This is a genomic window from Mycoplasmopsis cynos, from assembly GCF_900660545.1.
Classification (GTDB): Bacteria; Bacillota_I; Bacilli_A; order Mycoplasmatales; family Metamycoplasmataceae; genus Mycoplasmopsis; species Mycoplasmopsis cynos.
Genome location: NZ_LR214986.1, coordinates 965,494 through 986,659 on the forward strand (window position 1 = coordinate 965,494; position 21,166 = coordinate 986,659).

General features: G+C 25.0%; 12 protein-coding genes. 3 read left to right on the plus strand and 9 right to left on the minus strand.

Annotated features, from left to right (window positions below; translation table 4 throughout):
• Nucleotides 1-18 precede the first annotated feature (18 nt).
• The 3 genes from yidC to rpmH are packed head-to-tail and all read right to left on the minus strand — an operon-like array spanning nt 19 to nt 2,586.
• A complete protein-coding gene (yidC, locus tag EXC48_RS04330) occupies nt 19-2,115 on the minus strand; it encodes a membrane protein insertase YidC (protein WP_129721039.1) in 2,097 nt (698 codons plus the stop codon).
• Nucleotides 2,093-2,434 (minus strand): ribonuclease P protein component, encoded by a 342-nt coding sequence (rnpA, locus tag EXC48_RS04335; protein WP_015287723.1) that lies wholly within the window; start codon nt 2,432-2,434, stop codon nt 2,093-2,095. The genes yidC and rnpA overlap by 23 nt, the downstream gene beginning before the upstream one ends.
• Before the next feature lie 5 nt (nt 2,435-2,439).
• Nucleotides 2,440-2,586, minus strand: a complete 147-nt coding sequence (gene rpmH / locus EXC48_RS04340; protein ID WP_015287724.1) for a 50S ribosomal protein L34 — start codon at nt 2,584-2,586, stop codon at nt 2,440-2,442.
• A gap of 205 nt (nt 2,587-2,791) precedes the next feature.
• On the opposite strand from rpmH, the gene serS reads away from it, so the two are divergent.
• The 3 genes from serS to EXC48_RS04355 all read left to right on the plus strand — a co-directional run bounded on the left by serS (nt 2,792) and on the right by EXC48_RS04355 (nt 5,785).
• Nucleotides 2,792-4,060 (plus strand): serine--tRNA ligase, encoded by a 1,269-nt coding sequence (gene serS / locus EXC48_RS04345; RefSeq protein ID WP_015287725.1) that lies wholly within the window; start codon nt 2,792-2,794, stop codon nt 4,058-4,060.
• Nucleotides 4,060-4,893, plus strand: coding sequence for an HAD family hydrolase (locus EXC48_RS04350; protein ID WP_015287726.1), 834 nt, complete (start codon nt 4,060-4,062; stop codon nt 4,891-4,893). Before serS ends, EXC48_RS04350 begins: the two co-directional genes overlap by 1 nt.
• A gap of 79 nt (nt 4,894-4,972) precedes the next feature.
• Entirely contained in the window at nt 4,973-5,785 is an 813-nt protein-coding gene (locus EXC48_RS04355; protein WP_129721041.1) for an HAD-IIB family hydrolase, read from the plus strand.
• A gap of 62 nt (nt 5,786-5,847) precedes the next feature.
• Here EXC48_RS04355 and EXC48_RS04360 read toward each other — a convergent pair whose 3' ends face one another.
• The 6 genes from EXC48_RS04360 to EXC48_RS04385 all read right to left on the minus strand — a co-directional run bounded on the left by EXC48_RS04360 (nt 5,848) and on the right by EXC48_RS04385 (nt 20,878).
• Entirely contained in the window at nt 5,848-6,846 is a 999-nt protein-coding gene (locus tag EXC48_RS04360) for an ABC transporter ATP-binding protein (protein WP_015287728.1), read from the minus strand.
• 1 nt (nt 6,847) lies between these two features.
• Complete coding sequence (locus tag EXC48_RS04365) at nt 6,848-14,983, minus strand: ABC transporter permease (RefSeq protein WP_129721043.1); 8,136 nt, start codon at nt 14,981-14,983, stop codon at nt 6,848-6,850.
• Nucleotides 14,984-15,100: 117 nt separating this feature from the next.
• Nucleotides 15,101-17,074 carry an ATP-dependent zinc metalloprotease FtsH gene (gene ftsH / locus EXC48_RS04370; protein ID WP_129721045.1) on the minus strand — a complete coding sequence of 658 codons (1,974 nt, stop codon included), beginning with the start codon at nt 17,072-17,074 and terminating at the stop codon, nt 15,101-15,103.
• A gap of 25 nt (nt 17,075-17,099) precedes the next feature.
• Nucleotides 17,100-17,981 carry a tRNA lysidine(34) synthetase TilS gene (gene tilS / locus EXC48_RS04375; RefSeq protein ID WP_129721047.1) on the minus strand — a complete coding sequence of 294 codons (882 nt, stop codon included), beginning with the start codon at nt 17,979-17,981 and terminating at the stop codon, nt 17,100-17,102.
• A complete protein-coding gene (gene pth / locus EXC48_RS04380) occupies nt 17,974-18,537 on the minus strand; it encodes an aminoacyl-tRNA hydrolase (RefSeq protein WP_015287734.1) in 564 nt (187 codons plus the stop codon). Before pth ends, tilS begins: the two co-directional genes overlap by 8 nt.
• 1 nt (nt 18,538) lies before the next feature.
• Nucleotides 18,539-20,878 carry an ATP-dependent DNA helicase gene (locus EXC48_RS04385; protein WP_129721049.1) on the minus strand — a complete coding sequence of 780 codons (2,340 nt, stop codon included), beginning with the start codon at nt 20,876-20,878 and terminating at the stop codon, nt 18,539-18,541.
• Nucleotides 20,879-21,166: the final 288 nt, after the last annotated feature.

Genomic DNA, 21,166 nt, shown 5'->3' on the forward strand with positions numbered 1-21,166 from the left:
TAAAAAACTAGGGTTACCCTAGTTTTTTAATAATTTTTTGGAATATTTATTTTTAAATCATTTGGTCTTTTTAAGTTTATGCATAGCTAGTACTTGACCAATTTGTCATAATCCACCAAATAATCAATATACTTGAACACCAGCACTAAATAATACCGTAATACCAGTAAAGATTATCATCATTATTTTTTGAGTTCTCTCTGATTTTTTAAGTGCTTGCTTTTCGCTAATAGACATTGTTCTATTATTCTTTTTACGGTTAAGTAGTTGCGGTAATAGTTGTGATAATAATTGAACTAGAATGGTAACTATTAAAATTCATAGATAAACAAATTCACCACTAGTTACCTTCTGTCATGAAACTGATGAGAAGTTAATTCCTAATCAAAAAGTTTGCTTAATTTCAGGGATACTTTGAATAACTCTCCACATCGCAAAGAATATAGGCATTGAAAGTAAAATATTAGCAAATTGATCCATTGGATTTATATTATATTTACTATATAAAGCTTGAATCTCTTGGTTTTTCTTTATTTTCATCTGTTTATTATTTTCTAAACCAATATATTTTGCTTCTATTGCTGCTTTTTTACTTCTTAAACCTTCTTGGACTGATTGCATTACAGTTGATTTAAAAGACAATGCTAAAACAATTAAACGAGTAAATATAACAGCAATTAAAATAGCGAAGATTGTTCCTCATCCATTTAATTCTGGCATTGCTTGTCTTAATGATTGAACAATTACCGATAATGGATAAACTAATAAACCATAAAATGGTCCATATCCTCATGCTTGACCTCATGTTGTAATAGGTTTTTGAGCATAATCACCAGCGAAAGAAATATTTGTATAAAACTTGTTGGTTTTTACTTTTTCATTATGATTTTCAACATATTCTTCTAATGAAATATTTTTGTTTAAATCATATTTATTTTCTGAAGTTGAAATATCATCTCAACCTTTTGTAGCATTAGCATCTGCATTTCTATTAGGAGCTAATCCTAATTCGGTAATTCATGAAATCATTAAGTTTTGATAAATACCAATTAATGCATACTCTTCTTGGGATACTTTAAATAATTCATGAGTATTATTATTTGATATTTTTGTACTTCGATCTTTGATTTCACTAACTTTCTTTTTTAAATAATCGCCAAAAGATTCAAATGAACCACCAGTAATATTATTTAATCTTTTAATAAATTCACTTTCCTTTCCAAATGAATATTCATAAAAAGTATGTAATATATCTCTTGAAAATGCTCTATTAAGTAAATTTATTGAATCTTTATTATTTAAATCAATATTAGTTAGTTTATTTTTTGGAACAAAACCAATTTTTTGCAATCCAGTAATAAATGAAACAGTATATTTCCCATCGTTATCTACATCTGCAACAGTTGTTTGTTGTTCTTTGCCTGATGCACCTATTGTTTTTTCAATATGAGTTTTCAAACTAATAAAATTATTTGTTGCATTAGGTACATAAGATAAAATAATTATTTCTGATTTCTCAACGTCATTTACATAAGAATATTGTTTTTCAGATTCATTTCTAAATAATAATTTTCCATTTTTTTCTACAATATTATATTTATTTTGTTTTCCATTCTCATTATATTTTAATGATTTTAATTTCTCATTAGAAATATTTAAATTAATTGCGGATGAAAATGAACCTGACTGACCATATTGCCCACCATGGGCAATAACTTGATTTCTCAGCTTTGATAATATTTCTTTATTGTCAATCAAAATATTATCATCAGCACTAAGTTTTAATACATCAACTGATAATTTAATTTGTTTTTTATTGTCGATAGTTCCATTATTTTTATAAAAATTAATATTATTTTTTATTTTTTCAGGTTTAAAAGTACTTACTTTAGGTGCTATTTCCTCTTCTTTTCTATAAAATTCGAGACTATTACCAACATTTGATGATGTTTTTATTACAAATGATTGGACACACCCTGTTAATGTTATTGAAAATGCAATTAAATATAGAAGAATTTTTATTATCTTTCATGTTTTTTTAAAAACATCTTTTCTTTTTTCTCCTGGATCATTTGCATTATTCTTAAAATAGTTAAATAATTCTTTTTTTTGCATAAATCCTAAATTTCTCAAAAAGTTGTGCTACAGCCTCTTCTTTCTCTTTAAATGAAGCCTGACAAAACTCTTTGCGGGCTATAAAAACAAAATGATATTTATATCCTAATATATCCATTTGATTTAAAATTGCTTTTATTTGCCGTTTGTTATAATTGCGACCAACTGAGTTTTCAAATTTCTTAGGAATAGTAATTCCAATTTTAAATTCATTAGATTCTAAAAAATAGATAATTAAATATTTATTTGCGACATATTTTTTATTATCAATAACTTTTTGAAAGTCTCAATTCTTTTTAAGTCGAAATTGTTTTTGCATAATAATTATTTATCAGAAACAGTAAGTCTTTTTCTTCCTTTTGCTCTTCTTGCAGCTAATACTTTTCTACCATTTGCAGTTTTCATTCTCGCTCTGAAACCATGAATTTTTGCATGTTTTCGTTTGTTTGGTTGATATGTTCTTTTACTCATTGTTCCTCCTGATTTTATTAAGTTTTTTTCTTATAAGTGCTTTAATATTATACAACAGAATTATATTTTTATAAATCATATTAATATGTCCGTTTTTTATTTAAAATATGCATTTTTAGTTTAAGTAGAAATTTATTTTATAATATTAAATCAAATAAAATGCATTAATATTGTATAATTTAAAAAGTAAAGAATAGGAGTTAAAATGTTAGATTTAAAATTCGTTTTAATGAATCAGGAATATGTTAGAAAATCACTCTCTAATCGAGGTTTTGATATAGACATAGTTAATGAGTTGTTTGAAAAAGCTCAAAACCGTGGTCGGTTAATGTTTGATGCTCAATCTAAAAAAAGTGAACTAACAAGACTTTCTAAATTATTTGCTCATTACAAAAATGAACCAAGAGCCTTAATTAATCTTAAAAATGAAATCGATCAAGTAAAAGCAGCTGAAACAAAATTAGCAGCTGATGTAGAAACATTAAATAAAAAAATTAATGATCTTTTGGTTATAATACCTAATTTACCACTAGATAATGTACCAATCGGTGAAAATGAAGACCAAAATGTTGTTTTAGAAATGAATGATAGCATTGGAAGAGGATTAGTTAAAAATGTACTTCCACATTATGAAATAGCTAAAAGACTTGATATGATCGATATTGATAGGGCGGTTAAACTATCAGGTTCACGTTATGTGATATATAAAAACACAGGTGCTAAATTAGTAAGAGCATTAATTAATTTTATGTTGGACTTACATCATGAAAAAGGATATCAAGAATTTTGTACACCAGTTATTGTAAATGAAAATATTTTGTTTGGTACTGGACAATTACCTAAATTTAAAGATGATTTGTATAAATTAGAAAATTCAAATCAATATTTAATTCCTACCGCCGAAGTTACTTTAACAAATATTCATAACAATGAAATTATTGACTTATCAAAACCTTTTAAGGCGACTGCATATACAGAATGTTTCAGATCAGAAGCTGGTAGTTCTGGTAAAGATACAAGGGGTTTGATTCGTCAACATCAATTTAAGAAAATAGAATTAGTAAAAATAACAAATGAAGAAACAGCAATGTCAGAATTTCGTTTAATGCTAAATGATGCTAAGGAAGTTTTAGAAAAACTTCAAATACCTTATCGTTCAGTGCAATTATGTACTGGTGATTTAGGTTTTTCAGCAAGAACTACAATTGATTTAGAGCTTTGATTACCGTCTGAACAACGTTTTAGAGAAACTTCAAGTGTTAGTTATATGGGTGATTTTCAATCAAGAAGAGCAATGATAAGATATAAAGATTCAAATGGCGAAACCAAATATGCACACACTATGAATGGATCAGGTCTAGCGGTTGATAGGGTAATTGCTGCATTATTGGAAATATATCAAAACGAAGATGGAACAATAACTATTCCAGAAGTGTTAATTCCTTATATGGGCGGAATGAAGGTTATTAAATAATGAAAAGAGCATTTGTTTTTGATCTAGACGGAACGTTATTAACATCGCAAAATAGAGCACATCCAAATACTATTGAAGCACTAAAGAAACTAAGAGAATTAAAACATATAAACATTATCGCTACCGGTAGAGGTCTAATTAGTATTCTACCGCTGCTTGAAAATAGAGCTATTGATCATATTGATTATATAATTTGTTCTAATGGGACTTTAATTTATAATGTTAAAACTAAAAATTATGAATTATTAGGTACATTAGATCCAAAAATCTTCGAAATTGTTTATGAAAAATTCATTAAATTTCAATCTATTCTTCGTGTTGATGCTATTAAAGAAGATCAAACAATTTTCCCAAATAATCAAGTTCCTGAGTGACTTAAAAAGTTCTTAATTATGGATACCGATGTGAAAAAGATTGGTAGTGAAGAAAAAATGCGTCAAATAGTTTATAATCCAAATTCAATTTTAACTCAAATGGCTTTAAGAAATGATCTTCCTATTGCAAGAGAAGTTACTGATGAACTTAGAGAAGAATTAAAAAATTACAATTGTGATGTCTTTCTAACAAATTCAGTTTACACTGATATTAATCCTAAAGATGTTTCAAAACTAAATGCCTTAAAACATCTTTCTAAAAAAATAAATGTTAAACTTAAGAATATGTATGCATTCGGTGATAGCGGCAATGATGTTGATATGCTAAAAGGTGTAGGTTATGGCGTAGCTATGGGGAATGCTACAGATGAAGCTATGCTTGCAGCGAAAGAAATAATTAATCATCATAACTCTGATACTATCGCGAGGTTTATTAAGAAGATTTTAAATGATATTTAAAAAACACACATATGGTTAAATTTATCAACCATTGTGTGTTTTTTAATGTTTGATTTTATTTTTAGAGTATAATAATTCTATGAAAAAACCTAAAATAATTTTTATAGATCTAGACGGCACTACACTTGATGGGCCAGGTGAAAAGTTCTGAGAAAAAGAGCCGACCGAATACACAAAAAGTGTTATTAATAGACTACAAAGTCAAATACCAGTAGTTGTCTCAACAGGTAGAGGGGTTAATGATAAAACATTAAATATTGTAAGAAAATTAGGTAGTGAAACATATATTGCTTGAAATGGTGCTCAAACTGTTGAAAATGGCGTTGTTGTTAAGAAACATATAATTGATAAAGATATTTCGCAAGAATTATTTAATGAAATTAGAAAGAATAAATGTTTTGTTGTTTATAACTCAAATGTTAAATACTATGCTTTTGTTAAAAACTGATTTTACAAACTCCTAATGGGATTTGGAAAAAAATCAGCCAAAAAATATAATGAATATAAAAATGATTTTGATGTTTATAAAGCCTTAATTTGAAGTTTATCAAAAACAAAAATCAAAAAGCTTGCTGAGAAATGAGGAAAAATGTTTGAAGGCAAGTTAGAAGTTTCATTAAGTGGATCAAATAATGTTTTGGAAATCACTGCCGCTAATGTTTCAAAAGGCAGTGCAGAGGTTGATTTTTGCTTATCAAAAGGCATTGATCCAAGTGAAGCAATTCACTTTGGTGATTCAATGAACGACTCATCAGCAAAGGGCAAAATTGGAAAATTAATAGCTATGGCTAATTCGGTTGAAGAATTAAAACAAATGGCTGATGATATCACAGAACATGAATGTAATAACTCAGGTTTAGCAAGATATCTTGAAAAGAATTTTTTAAAATAATTAATATGATTAAAATTTTATTAATGAAAATCACGCGCTTAATTACACGTGATTTTCATTTATTATTCTTTTCATTCCAAATCTTTAGGGTGTTTAGGAAACTTATTTTCTACAACACTTTTTATTTTTCCATTTTTAACAGTTATTATTTTTGAAGCAATATTAGCAATGTGTGGGTTATGGGTAACCATGACAATTGTTGTTTTATATTTTCTATTAATTTCAAATAAATAATTAAGTACTAATTGTGTTGTTTGCTCATCAAGAGCTGCAGTAGGCTCATCAGCGAAAATTATTGATGAATTCTTAGCTAGCGCTCTCAAAATCGAGATTCTTTGTTGTTGTCCTCCTGACATTTGAGATGGATACTTATTCTTAACATCATCCATACCAAATTCAGAAAATAACTCATGAATATCTAATTTCTTATTTTTATCTTTTTGTAGATATGCACCAGTTTGAACGTTATCATATCCTGATAAATTTTGTAATAAATTATAATTTTGAAATATAAAACTAACATGCTTTCTTCTAAATAAGGTAAGTTGTCAATCACTTAAATAAGGTAAATTAGTGTCACAAACAACAACGTTTCCTTTTGAAGGTCTGTCAAGTCCACTGATAAGGTTTAATAAAGTACTTTTTCCTGATCCAGACTTACCAAAAATCATAACAAATTCGCCTTGTTTTATTTCTGCTGAAACATTTCTAAGAACTTTTGTAACAGAATTACCTGACAAATAATATTTACTCACATTTTGCACTTCAATAATATTTTTATTTGAATTTTTAAGGCTAATAAATTCATCCTTATATCTTTTTCTTTTTGCAGCATTATGTAATTTTTTAGCAATATATCTATCTACTACAATCTCTAATCCACCTTCTTCATCTAAAACATCAAAAACATTTTTTTTGGTTATTTTTACACCTGATGTTTTCTTGCTTAAAACAACATTCCCCTCATCGTTTTGAGTTTCTTTTTGATGCAAATCATTATCTTTATTAGAACTTAGTTTTTTAAATTTTGATCAAAACGCTTTTGTAAAAAACTTTTTCATATTATTTACCTTTCAATAAATCTATTGCCTTTACTTTATTTATACCGTATCATGATAATAATGATGTAATCAAGAATACACCAAATACAACAGATACAGTCGCTAGCACATTAAACACTGAAATTGATAATGGAATTGAGATAGATGCAGATATAGTTAAGAATGAACTGAAAATACTCATAAATCCAAATGCCAATGGAAATGCAAATATTAATGAAACTATAATAAATGGAATATATATTCCGAAAAATATTAAGATTTTTTCTTTATTTGAATAACCTAGAATACTTCAAATTGCTATGTTTCTTTCGTTTTCATTTATTAATATTGTTGAAATAATAACAAGAATAATTATAGCAATTGCAAAACAAAGTATTGTAACTATTGTAACTATAATCTGCACTGTCTTTGCAATTGATAAGGTAAATCCGATTTCAATATCTTTTGATTCTAATGTGTATGCACTTGGTATAAATAATTTACCATCAAAAACTTCTGCAAATGCTTTTATGTAAATATCAGGATTGTTTTTTGCTTCTTCATAAAACTTTTTATAATCATCTCTTTTTGGATCAAAGTTTTCACTTAAGAATTTACCAATTTGATTATCACTATATCCTAATCTAGCTAAAATTCCTTCACTTGAATTAGGATTTGTTGTTTTTGAACCAAATAATCCATCAAAGAAATCTTTTTTATCTTTTGAACTTAAGTTCTCAATATTAAAACTATCTATACTTCCTGAATAACCAGAAGGTGTATATAAAGAAGTTGATAAGATTAGTTGAACTGGTAATTTATCAGTTGAAAAAATACCATTGAATTTATAATTTTCTTCATTAAAGTTTTTAGGTAGATTTGGTTTATTTTTATTATCCTTATTATCATTAATTTTAGCTAGCTTTTTGTTAATTAACTCATCAAAGCCAAGAATTTTATCTGCTGCTAATTTAGGAATAATAAATTCATTGTTTATAAAAGTTGGGTTGTATTCATAAACATAAAATGTATACTCTTTTTCAGACGGTTCATCCTTTAAAGTTGGTTTTTTAGTTTTCTTACCATCGATTCTATCTTTTATTTTCTTTGTAAATCTATCGATTTTGTTAGTTATTTTCAACTTAATTTGATCACCATATTTCAAATTAAACTTGTTCTTAGAAACATTATTAATAATTAAAGGAATTGGTTTATCAATTGATGATCCATTACGTTTAAATTCATCTTCTATTTTATATAAAAGATTTTCATTATTTGAACTAACTATTTTAATTTGTTTCGAATTACTTTTATATCCATATAATCTAATATCTTGCTTTTGGTATGAAGAATCAAGATATGTATAAGTTTCATTAGTATCTGGATTTAGAATAATTCCATTAAATGAAACGAAATAATCTCTAACATCTGTGTGTTTTTCTATTCATTTGTATCCTGCTACAAGAAATTTACGATATTCATCACGGTATTGATTAGTTGATATAACTTTGTGGTTGTATGTTTTTTGAATGTTATCTCATTTTAAATAGAAGAATTTCCCATTAATAATATTATCTTTATTTGGAACATATTGGAAAAATTCATAGACCTTATTTTTTACAGTTTCATTAATATCAATAACATTAGAATCAACTAATTTACCTTCTTTATTCTTTATTTTCTTAAACACAAGGTTTTTTTGAGATTTTGTTAAGGCGTATCCCACTTTGTCTCTTAATTGAAGGATTCTTGCCTTTTGAGTATCAGGCAGAGAATTATAAATTATTTCAAAGGGATCAACTGAAACACTTGAATCAATCTTAATATTAACTGAAAATTGTGTTATAACATGGCCATCAAATTCAGATGGAATTCCATTCTTATTTTCAACATTCACAGCGCTTGACTTACCTGCTGCAAAATAGTCAGATTGATATTGATTCAATTCTGTAATTTTTCCAATTGGAACATAGAGTGTTCTATCTAAATCATCAATCGTAAATGGATTATATAAACCACCCTCTTTCGTTGGAGAAACTAAGTCAAATTTATAATTATATTTTCTATTTACATATGTTTCATTAATAGATTTTTCAAACACACCGAATGTACCAAATCCAATTATTGTTGTGATACTTGCTAATATTACTGAAATAGCAAATGAAGTTAATTTTCAAAAACTATTAAATATTAATGATGCGCCAAACTTTGTTTTTATATTAAATTTACTAAATGTTTTTTGATACTTATTATGAAGTTCATTTACATTAACATCAACAATACCAGACATTAAATCAATTGCTTTATATCTCAATGATCTTAAAGCAATAAAAATGATTAAAATTGTCATTGTTAATAAAGGAATTAATAAGCTAATTATCAATGTTATTGGGTTAAATGACAATGTTTCTATCGGAACAGTTCAATAACTTTCTAAAATTCTTATTCCTTTACCTTGCAACATAAATCCAGTAATATATCCGATAATATCACCAATAACAATGGTAAAAATCGCGAACACAGATAATGAAGCTGCGATTTGCAATGGTGTATAACCTTGAGCAATTAAAATACCGATGACTTTATTTTTATTTGCTATATATCTTTTAATAATAAATATTACAGAAATAGTAACAAGAGATATTAAAATAGCTAAAAGAATATTAGATGTATATGAAACAGAACCAATAATTTGCTCAATTGTTCTAATTCTTAAACTTCTTTCAGGGTTAATAGGGTCTAATTCGTTATATAAGTATGTTCTTTGTAATTTCGCAACATCATCGATATTGCTTTGAACGAATGTTTCAAGATTATTTTTAAAATTGTTTAAATTTTCATCAGCTTTACCATCGTATTTAATTGTTAAATATTCTTTAACAACGGTTCCTCTAAATGCTTGACGGATTCTATCAAAACCATTGTCATTTACATAAACAATTGCTTGATCTTTGGTATTTATTTGTAAATTATTTTCATCTAAAATTGGATAAAAGTAATCAAATGAAATATCTTCTCCAACAATTATATATTTAGAACCATTAACATTCAAGGTATATTTGTCAGGTAAAATTGATAACAATTGATTTAACTCGATCGGGTTCTCAGGAATGCTTCCTTCATATATTTCTTTATTATTATTCTTTAAAAATGCATAATTTACTTTTGCTATATACGAAGCTGGTTGATTAAATCTTAAAATATTATTTGACTTAGTTAATCCAGTAATTGAGCTTAAAACAGCATCAAAAAATTGGTATAAATCAATATCAAAGAACTTATATTTTTTATTGGTTTTATCTTTTTTATATTCGTCTTCTAATTTAACAAAAATATCATTATCAATGGCGACACGATAGACAAAATCTTTTTCAACTACGGGAACATATACACTTTCTTTAGTAAAACTCTTCACAAATTCTTTTACTAATTTTTCATCTTTTAAAAATTCTTCAAAATTAATTAATTTATTTTGAATAAAATAAGCTAAGTTTGAATTATTTTGAGAAGAACTTCCTGTGTTATTTGTATCAACCAATGTTCATATTAACACTTGTGGAAATAATTTACGCAAAATACCATTAACCAAAACATCAGAAATTCCAATGCTTTCAAATGAAGTATTTGCATAATCATTGTATAAAATTTTTCTTAATGCATCAATATTATTTTTAATTACGTCTCTTTGTAAAAAATTATTAATAAATTGATCAATATATAAACTAAAAATACTTGGATACTTAATTTTAATGCCTTTATATGTTTTCGCTTCATTATCAAGTGGATTAAATTTCAATGACGCTGCTATATATGAAATTGTTTGTGTAATTATAAAACTATTATCTTCTATAAAGTTTTTAAATTCTGGATATTTTTTAGCTAGTTCGGCTAGTTTTAAATTTTTATACTCTCCTTTAACTTTTTCAAATAACAGATTTCTCATTGCTCTTGGATTAGCTAGCGATCTTGAAATACCAAATCCTGTTTCATTAAATCCAACTATGTTTTGAGCAGATGGCTTAAATAAATCAAATGAATTAAATAATTCTACAATTTCTTTATCATTAGCAAATGATAGGAAATCATTAGCAAATGATGTTGCTTTATCAAATGAAATTTTATTATCTTCAAATATCTTAAATCATATTTTAACAATTGGAAAAATATCTTTTAAGTATGAGTAACTACCATAATTACTTTTTAATAATTGACTAAGTAATTTTGACGAAACTATATTAAAAATGCTTGAAACATTTATGTTTTTATATGTGTCTAATTCTAAACTTAAACGTGCAAAAGAATTATTTAAATTATCAATAGCAATTTCTGTACTATCATTTTTAAATATATTTATAATTTCTTTTCATTCTTTAACTTTAGCTTTAATATCTGAAATTTTTATTATATTGTTTTGCTTAATATTTCAACCAAAGTAAGCTAAAGCGATTTGTTGATATTCATAAACTCATTTTGAGGCATCAACATCAACTGTTTGCTTATCTAAAAAGTTTATAAAGTTCTCAATACTTAAAAATACCTCATTGCTGCTATTTTTAAGTATTTCATTTTTAGAATTAATATCTTTTTTATTTAATGAATTCGACTTATTTGTCAATAAATTAATTAACTCAAAAAAACCAATTTTATCATTATCAGATGTAGGAATTGTTAAAAACTTATTTTCAGCAATTTCAATGCTTGATCCTTTTGATGATAAATTAAACATTTTTATAAGTTCTTCTTTAACTCTTTTATTCGAACCAGGTATATTGAAATTTCCTTTTAAAAATGCAAATATAATATCATCAAAATCTAATGAAGTTAAAAGTAAATTTCTTTTTACAGTATTTGATGAATTCAATATAGCATTAAATTCTTCTTCTTCATATGAAAATGTTTTTTCGCTCTTTTTTTGATTCAACACATTAATAAATGTATTAAAATCAAAATTTCTAATAAAAAACTTAGCTCCATCTAAAATGTTCTTGTAAGCATTCTTATCATCATTTTTATATGCATTTAATGAACCTAATAAATCCTTCGCTTGTCCAGGAAGAAATGATAATAATAAATTGATTGGATTATTTTTGTTAGAAAAGTTTTTTAAATAAGAAACATCAATATTATCTAATAATTTAATTAAAGCTTCTTTAAATTCTTTTTGTTCAATTCCTCTTAAAACAGCAAGCATAATATCATAAACACTTAATTTTCTTGTGTATTCGATACCATTAATAACTTTTACCTTGTTGTGCTGTGTTAAAAAGAATTCATTTGTATAATCAGTTATTTTTCTATAGTTTATTGAATTAATTAAATCTTTTAGAATTAATAAAAATTTATTAACATCTTTTGATATTTTTAAGACTTCAAATATTGATGCAAAATCTAAAGCTTTATTTCCAGAAAGTAGTGAAATAAAGTTAAAAAGATTATCTATATTTTGAGCTATATATTTTCTTTTTTCCTCTTCTGTATTATTTTTTTCATTAACTTTTTTTATTATATTATCAATAAATTCAATTAAAAATTTTCTTAAATAATCACCATTTGAATCATGTGTTATTTCATAAATTCCATCTAAAATAATTTTAGGTAAAACATTGAAATTAATTAATCCACTTGAAAAAACTTTAGCAAAATTGTTTTTATTAAATGTTGTTAAAAGTGCTTTTACAAACACTAATCACGTATCCTCTTTAATAAAACCTTCACTATAAAATGTTGAATTCAAAATGTTTTTTTGTAATCTTTCCACTCCTAAATTTAAAACATTTTCATTAAGAGCTTGGTTTACAACTTCCACATCTGGTCCTCTAAAACCAAATGGAACAAAAACTGAATTTGTAAAATCTGGAACTTTTTCAACAAAACCATTTTCGTTTATTTTTGCTTTTAAAGTTAATTTATTATTGGTTAAATAGTCTTTTAAATTATTTCTTTTAATTATTCCGTTTGTTGCGTTATCTATTTTAGCATTTCTTCATCTAATGATATTATTTTGATTATCAGTTTCAGGTACAACAATTAAATATTCATTATCATTTAAAAATGTAATTCCAATATTGGCAAAAATGTTGTAATCTTTTTCTTGTCTATTTTTTTCTCCAATATATTTTGCCAATTTATAAATCTTTGCTCTTTTTTGAACAGTTACATCATTATTTAATTGATTAGTAAACACTAATTCTTGAAAATCATAGTCAGGCTTAATATAGTTAGGATAAGGCAAAATGTTAGCAATTGCATTATTTAATATAACAGTAGAAATATAAGGATCAATTTCTTTTGTCTTGAAAAAATCAGCAATGTTTTGTGTTTTTCTATTTAATGAATTATTTTTATTTTCATTAACCAAATTGTTAATATTATTTTGAATACCAGAAATTTTTCTTTCTTTATCACCTAAATTAACAAAATGATAAACCTTCTTACCATCATTATCATCAAATGAATCTATTGTTATAGATTGTCTAATTCCAATATTTTGTTTACTTATTTTCTTATCTAATACATATTTATAAATATCTTGTTTTGTTATCGCAAGTGCACCGTTTCTTATTTTGATAAAAGTATCAGCAGCAATTGATTTATTTGATATTCTTTTGTATTCTTCTTCATTAGCCTCATATTTAATTTTTTGATCGTTACCGGTTTTTTTTATATTTTCTATTTCTGCAATAGTTTTGGTTCCATCAAATTTATAAGCATTATAGTCAATTTTTTTGGGTTGATCATTAAGAGGGGCAAATGATAGCTTTTCATTATTAACTTCATCAAATGTAATAATATTTTTATCTTCTTCTGAAGATATTTCATTCCCAACAAAAGGAATTAATTCAGTTTTAATATTTTTCTCTCAATAAGAAAAGTCCGAAAATTCCTTTGGAATTTTCTTATCCTTGCTTAAGGATATTAAATTATCCATAAAAGTCTTGAATGAACCTGATCATCTTTTTTTGTATTCATTAACATATGTAGTTTTATAATGTTTTCTCTCATAACTTATTGTCTTTTTTCTATTATAAGCTCATTCTTTTGGAATATTGTAGTCTTTATTTGCCTCAAAAGTAAAATGATTAATCTTTTCTATTGATTTATCACTATTATTAAATAATGTTTTATAAGGTAATTCATTTTTTAATACCTTATCAACAAAGTTAGGAACTTTATCATCACTTTTTATATCTATAAGAATGGCAGATTTGCCTTTATCAAGTTCATAAACAAACTCACTATTTTTAATTCTTTTAAAACCAAGAAGACCGGCTAACTCATCTCCGAAAACCTTTATTGCTCCGTCGATATTTTCTCATTCAGAACCTTTAATTGAATCAAAAGTCATTTGGTGGGTTTTAAAGTTTATAAATAAAGTAGATAATTGAGATATATTCACACTTTTCTCATCATTACTAGTTATATAACTTATATCACTTAATTTATATTGTTTATCAAAAGTATATTTTGCATTTTTGTCAAGTTTTACATTTTCAGAATCTAGTTCAAAATTATTATTAATATTTTTAACATAAACATTAAAAGTAATTTTATGGTTTAATTTAAAAGTTTTTTGTGGTTTAGAAAAATCTAACTTAAATAATGATTCTGGTTTTTTCTTATTATCATTTTTTTGACTATCATCATTTATATTGTTTTTTAATTCTTCAGGAGCGTATGAATTATAAAAACTTAAAAAATCATTTCTTGAAATATATTTATTTACATATGAACTATCATTTATAAAATTAGATAATAAAAAATAGTTATCACTAACTTTACTAAAATTAATAACTTCTGTTGTTTGAATATGATTTTTTGGATAATATTTTAATGGTTTATCATAATAATCTTCTTGCGCATTATTAAGATAGTTTTTAGCTTTCTCATTAGCGCTTAAACTGGCTCCTTCTTTGCTTAAACCATTTATAAAATATCCATTATTATATGCTGATCCGCTAATTGGTAAATTTAAATCCACAGTTAAATCGTGTGGTCTAGAAACATCCTTATATCTATCATATTGTTTTTTCATTGCTTTTGCTGTATCATGCAACACTGTAAAAACACCTGAAGTTAGAAAAACTAATATAGTCAGGCCGGTAACAGTAATCTTATTTTTAGATAAAGATCTTCAAACTTCTTTAAATAAGTTTCACATTTTTTCTCCTTATTTAAGTTCATATGTTTATATAATAAACATGTATATTCAATTATAAAGTATTATTTGATAAAAAAAACTAATAAAACATTAGTACATTACTATACAGTAATTTTATTAGTTTTCTATTTTTGTTATATCAATTAATGAATCTAAATCTAATGATTTTTCATTTTTTTCTTGTACTTCATTAGATTTAGGAGGAAGCTCTAAATTTTTCGCTATATATTCAATCTCTTCAGCAATAATTGTTTCTTTTTCTAATAATGAAGTTTTGATTAATTCTAATAATAATTTATTTTCTGAAATGATTTTTATTGCTATCTTTTTAGCCTCTAAAATAATTTTTCTCACTTCTAATTCTATTTCATGACTAATTTGATTTGAAATAGAAGAGCTTGTAGCTAGAGTTTTTCCTAAAAATGGAGAACCTGATTCATCATGATATTTGATAGGACCTAAATCGCTCATACCAAACTCAGTAACCATTCTTCTAGCTATTGTAGTGGCTTTATTAATGTCATCTGAAGCACCTGTAGAAATATTTTCTTCCCCATAAATAATTTCCTCAGCGGCTCTACCTCCCATAAAACTAGCTATTGTAGCTAATAATTCTTTTTTAGAATAATTATACTTTTCTTGTTCAGGCATCATTAGGTTGTATCCACCAGCTTGACCACGAGGAATAATTGTAATTTTTTGAACCTTATTTCCGCCTGGAATTTTAATTCCCACTACAGCATGACCTGCTTCATGATAAGCAACAGCAGTCAATTCTTCTTGTGAAATTGTTCTTGATTTTTTAGCAGGACCAGACATAACACGGTCAATAGCTTCATCAATAATTTCAAGATTAATTAATTGTTTTCTCTCTCTAACGGTTAATAATACTGACTCATTAATAACATTTTCAAGCTGGGCACCAGAAAAACCAGGAGTTCTTTTTGCTAAATTTGAAAAATTAACATCATTAGAAAAACGTTTTCCTTTTGCGTGTAATTTTAATATTTCTTCTCTTTCTTTAACATCAGGAAGTCCAACAGTAATAACACGGTCAAAACGCCCAGGTCTTGTTAAAGCAGGATCAAGGACATCAGTTCTATTTGTAGCAGCAATAAATAATAAACCGGAATTTTCTTTTATTCCATCCATTTCAACAAGAAGTTGATTTAATGTCTGTTCTCTTTCGTCATGTCCTCCACCAATACCACTACCTCTTGTTCTACCAATTGCATCTAATTCATCAATAAATACAATTGCAGGAGCATTTTTTCTTGCCTCATATATCACTTGTCTCACTCTTTTTGCTCCCATACCAACAAATAATTCAACAAAGCTTGAAGCAGAAACAAAATAAAATGGAACATTTGCTTCACCAGCGGTAGCTTTTGCTAATAATGTTTTTCCTGTTCCAGGAGGACCTCCAAGTAAGATACCTCTTGGCATTCTTGCGCCTGCTTCCTCATAGCGTTTAGGATTTTTTAAATAATCCACAATCTCACTTATTTCTTCTATAGGCTCTTTATTACCAGCTACATCAGAAAACTTTTTATCAGATTTTATTATTTGTGCAGGACTTTTATCGCCAAAAACTCCGCCGCCTTGTCCATTCATTATTTTAGCTTGCGATCTATAAATTAAATATAAAACTAAAACCAATATAATTGTTGGTATTAAAGAAACAACAATTGATAATCAAACGCTTTGTTGAGGCGCAGAAACTGATGAATAACCATTAACAATCCCGTTAACATTTAGCGCATCATATATACTTATTGGATTTTTTTTATCAAGAGATAAATAATTCAATATACTTTCTACATCAGATATTCTTCCGTATGTAATATATATGGCTTCTCTTTGTTTATCAATGTGATGTTTACTTATTATTTCATTAGTAAATGGATTATAGTTTATACTTGTAAAATAATTATCATCGTTATGCTTTGAAGCTTCGACAATTCTTTGAGCTAAATCATTAATTTTTATTTCGGTAGGCGGTACTTTTCTTACAAATGAAAAGTATAAAATTAAACCTATTGTAAATAAAATTAATATACTTAATAAAATAGTAATTTTTTTATTTTTCATAACTTCCTTTCATTTATAAATAAAATTATAAAGTATTTTTTTCTTTTTGTACTAAGCATCCTCTTTTCTTAAAAAGATATTTATTATTAGATAATTTATATTTTTGGGTTCTATTTTTTGAAAGAATAAAATCTTGAATACTATTTATTTTGTTCTTAGATAATTTTATGTCATCATAATTATTATTTATAAATAAATAAATTAAATTTTCTTTCTTTTTTAAAAATTCAAATTCATCTTGCGAGAAATTAAAAAGTTCTCACTTTTTATAATTTTTATTAATAATATATAAGTTAAAACAATTTAAAAAATTAAGAAAATTAAAATAAATAAATAAATAAATTTTTCAAAATTTAGACTTTTTGTTATTTTCTATTCTTATTTCATTTCTAGAATATTTTGGTTCATTATTAGTATAATCAAAATGAAACGGAATACCCTTATTAAGACATTTTTTTGTTATAGTCTTTTTAAAATAAGAAAATAATAATGGTCTATATATATTCATACCAAATAAATTATTTCTTTTTTTAATTCCATAAAACTTTGTATTTCTTTTAGTTTTATAATTAAAAATTGCAGTTTCTAAAAAATCATCCATATTGTGGGCTATTAACAATTTTTCACAATTATATTTTTTATATACCTTAGTAAAAAATGAATATCTTTTTTCTCTGGCTCAACTTTGAAAATTTCCCTCTGTAAAGTCATCTTTTTTAAGAATGAGAAATTCAAAAGGGATATTATAAAGTTCACAAAAATCTTTAACTATTTCAAAATCGATGCCACTATCATTTCTTTGGTTATAATTAACGGTGGCTACAACAATATCCTTATACTTATATTTATTTAACATAAACATACTATCTGGTCCACCGCTAACAGCTAATAAAAATCTTTTATTCATTAATTGCTTTCTTAGTATTAAATTTATTCATAATTGTATTAATATCATTAAAGCCGAAAGTAATTGCTGCATCAGCTGACTTTTCAATTATTTTTTCAATTATTTTTATCTCTTCTTCTGAAAATCTGCCTAAAACAAAATCTTTTAATTCTCCTACATAAGGAATTTTAATTCCTACTTTCAATCTTTTAAAATCATCTTTTTTTAGTTGTTCAATTATATTTTTAACTCCGTTATGGCTTCCACCAGAACCGCCTACCTTAATTGAAGCTCTTCCTAATTCAATATCTTTTTCATCATGGATAACAAAAATATCACTACTGTCAATTTTGAAAAAATCTGCTATTTGATGAACAAAATTACCAGATAAATTCATATATGTCATTGGTTTTGCTATAACTAAATCATCGATTTTTACATATTCACCATTAAATTTAGTTTTATTTAGTGTAATATTTAACTTTTGACAAATTCTATCTATTACTAAAAAACCCACATTATGTCTTGTATATTTATATTTTAAACCTGGATTGCCTAAACCTACTATTAATTTCATATTATTCCTTTAACATTCATAATAAATTAGTGATAATTTTTTTATTATTCAAGAACTCTTTTAGAAAAATTTTTGAATAAATGTTCTCATATTTAGTAAATATAACAAGTTTTTTAATCGCTCTAGAAGCAGCTGTATAAACTAACTTACGAGTTAACATTCTACTATGATCTGGATGAACAACAAAAATAGCACAATTAATTTCACTTCCTTGAAATTTATGAATAGTAATCGCATAAGCTAATTTTACTTCTGTTTTAAATTCATCTTTCGTATATGAAACATAACGCTTCTTACCATTTGTCTCAAATCTAACAACTATTAACTCTTTTTCCTTAGATGTATTATCTTTTTCTATTCTCTCAATAAAGCCTATATCACCATTTGAAACATTTTTTTCATGCTTATTAACTAATTGAATAACTTTATCGTTTTCTTTAAAAATAAATTCATTATCAAAGATCTTATAGGAAAAAATTTCTTTTCCTTCTCTATTAAATTTATTTTGAATAATTTTATTAATTTTGTCAATGCCGTATGAACCTTTATAAATTGGGCATAAAATAACTACATTTTCAACACCGTAAATTTTTACTTTTTCTTCAAATAAAGTCGAAATATCTTTTAAAAAATCATTAAAAATATACATTTCTATGTTTTTTTGTTTTAATGAATTACCATAAAAGTCGCAAAACTTTGTATAAATTGTATTTTTAAACTCACTTAATTTAAAATTTAAATCGTTAATTTTATATTCATCTTTTATAAAATTAACAAGTTGTTCATTATGACTTTCATTTTCAAAGTCACCAATACAATTTATAAAATTAATGTATTCAATAATTTCAGAACTTTCAGAGCGAAAATTTTGTTTTAAATACATTGTTCTAAATTTATTTGAATTTATTAAATCGGTTAATAAATTACCAGGACCAATAGCTGGAAGTTGGTCTACATCACCTAATAAAACTATTTTTTTTATCTTTCTACACATGGAAAGTAATAAATAAAAAACATTAATATTAACCATACTAAATTCATCAATAATTAATATTTTAAAATTATCATATTCTTTAGGGCTTTGATTTATTTTTTCTTCATCGTTAGCAATATTTAAAAAACTATGAATAGTTCTAGAAGTGAATCCATTTTTAAACGAAATATTAGCTGCTGCTCTACCTGTTGGGGCTAAAACTATAAAATCTTCATTATATACATAGCCTTCTTTCTTTAAAGTGTTATAGATATGCTTTATTAAATTACTCTTTCCTGTTCCAGGACCACCCGTAATTATACTAATATTTGAATTTAAAAATGAATAATACGCTTCTCTTTGGTTATCAGATAAATAAGATATTTCATTTTCATCTATCTTTTCTAATGTTACTATTTTTCTTTTACTTATTTTTAATAATGTGCTAGAAATAAACTCTTCTTTTATGTACATTTCTTTTCTACAAATTAAATTATCTATTGCAATTAATTTTCCTTGTTTTACTAAATTATCTAAAAAATCATTTAAAATCGGCTCAGTAACAGCAAAATTTAACTCATTTTGCAATAATGAAATTATTTCATTTTTATCTATATATGTAGAATTATTATCTTCTAATTTAATCATAAGCACGTTTAAATAAGCTTCTAGTCTTTCAAAAGAAGATTCGCTTCATCCTAAAGCTAATGCAAATATATCTATCTCTTTTAATGGGAATTGATTTTCTAAATATAACTTATAAGGATTATTTGATTTATAAAATGTTTTAAAATTTACATCTTTACCATGGAATTCTAACAACTTTAAATATAAATTTTGAAGTTTATTTAACTCAAAAAAGAACAGATCATTATCTATTTCCTCAGTATCACTTATTAAGTTCAATATTTTTTCTTCGTTTTCTTTATAAACCACTAAAATATTTTCTTTTTGTTGTTGATTTAAAAAATCAGCGAAATCTTCATTAAAAATTTCATTTTCTTTAATTGATTTATAAAAACCTTTAAATGTATATTTTTTATTAATTTTATCAATGGCAGCAAAACCGACTTTTGGTGTTTTTTTAAGATATTGAAGAAGTTCCATTTCCTTATCTATCTTTTTTTGAACTTTAAAATAGTTATTCAAAATATATGTATTATTAGCTCCTCTATTTGATTTTGTAATTACAAAATCATAATCTTCATATATTTTCGGTATGTTTTTCGACATATAAATAACTATTTTTTCTTTTTCTATCGTCTCGACCATAAACAAACCTCAACCTTGAGTTTTGTTTTCTTTTAAAGTTTTTATTATTCGTCCTGAAATTAATTCTTCATTTTCTTTTAAAACTATTTTTTCCATATTATTTTATATTATAAAATAATTTTTTATTTTTACTAAATACTAAAAAATCTTTACTTTCTTAACAAACAATTCAGAAGATAATTACTAAATTTTCACAAGTATTTATATATTTTATTAACAGTTTATTAGACAAAAAAATAAAAATGTTAATAAAGCTCTTTTATTACTAAATTATAGACGCAAAAATTGTTAAAAAAATGTGAATAAAACGTTATTGAAGTGTTAATTATAAACAATATTAATACATAAAAAAATTATCTTCAAAATATAGTTTAAAATTATAAT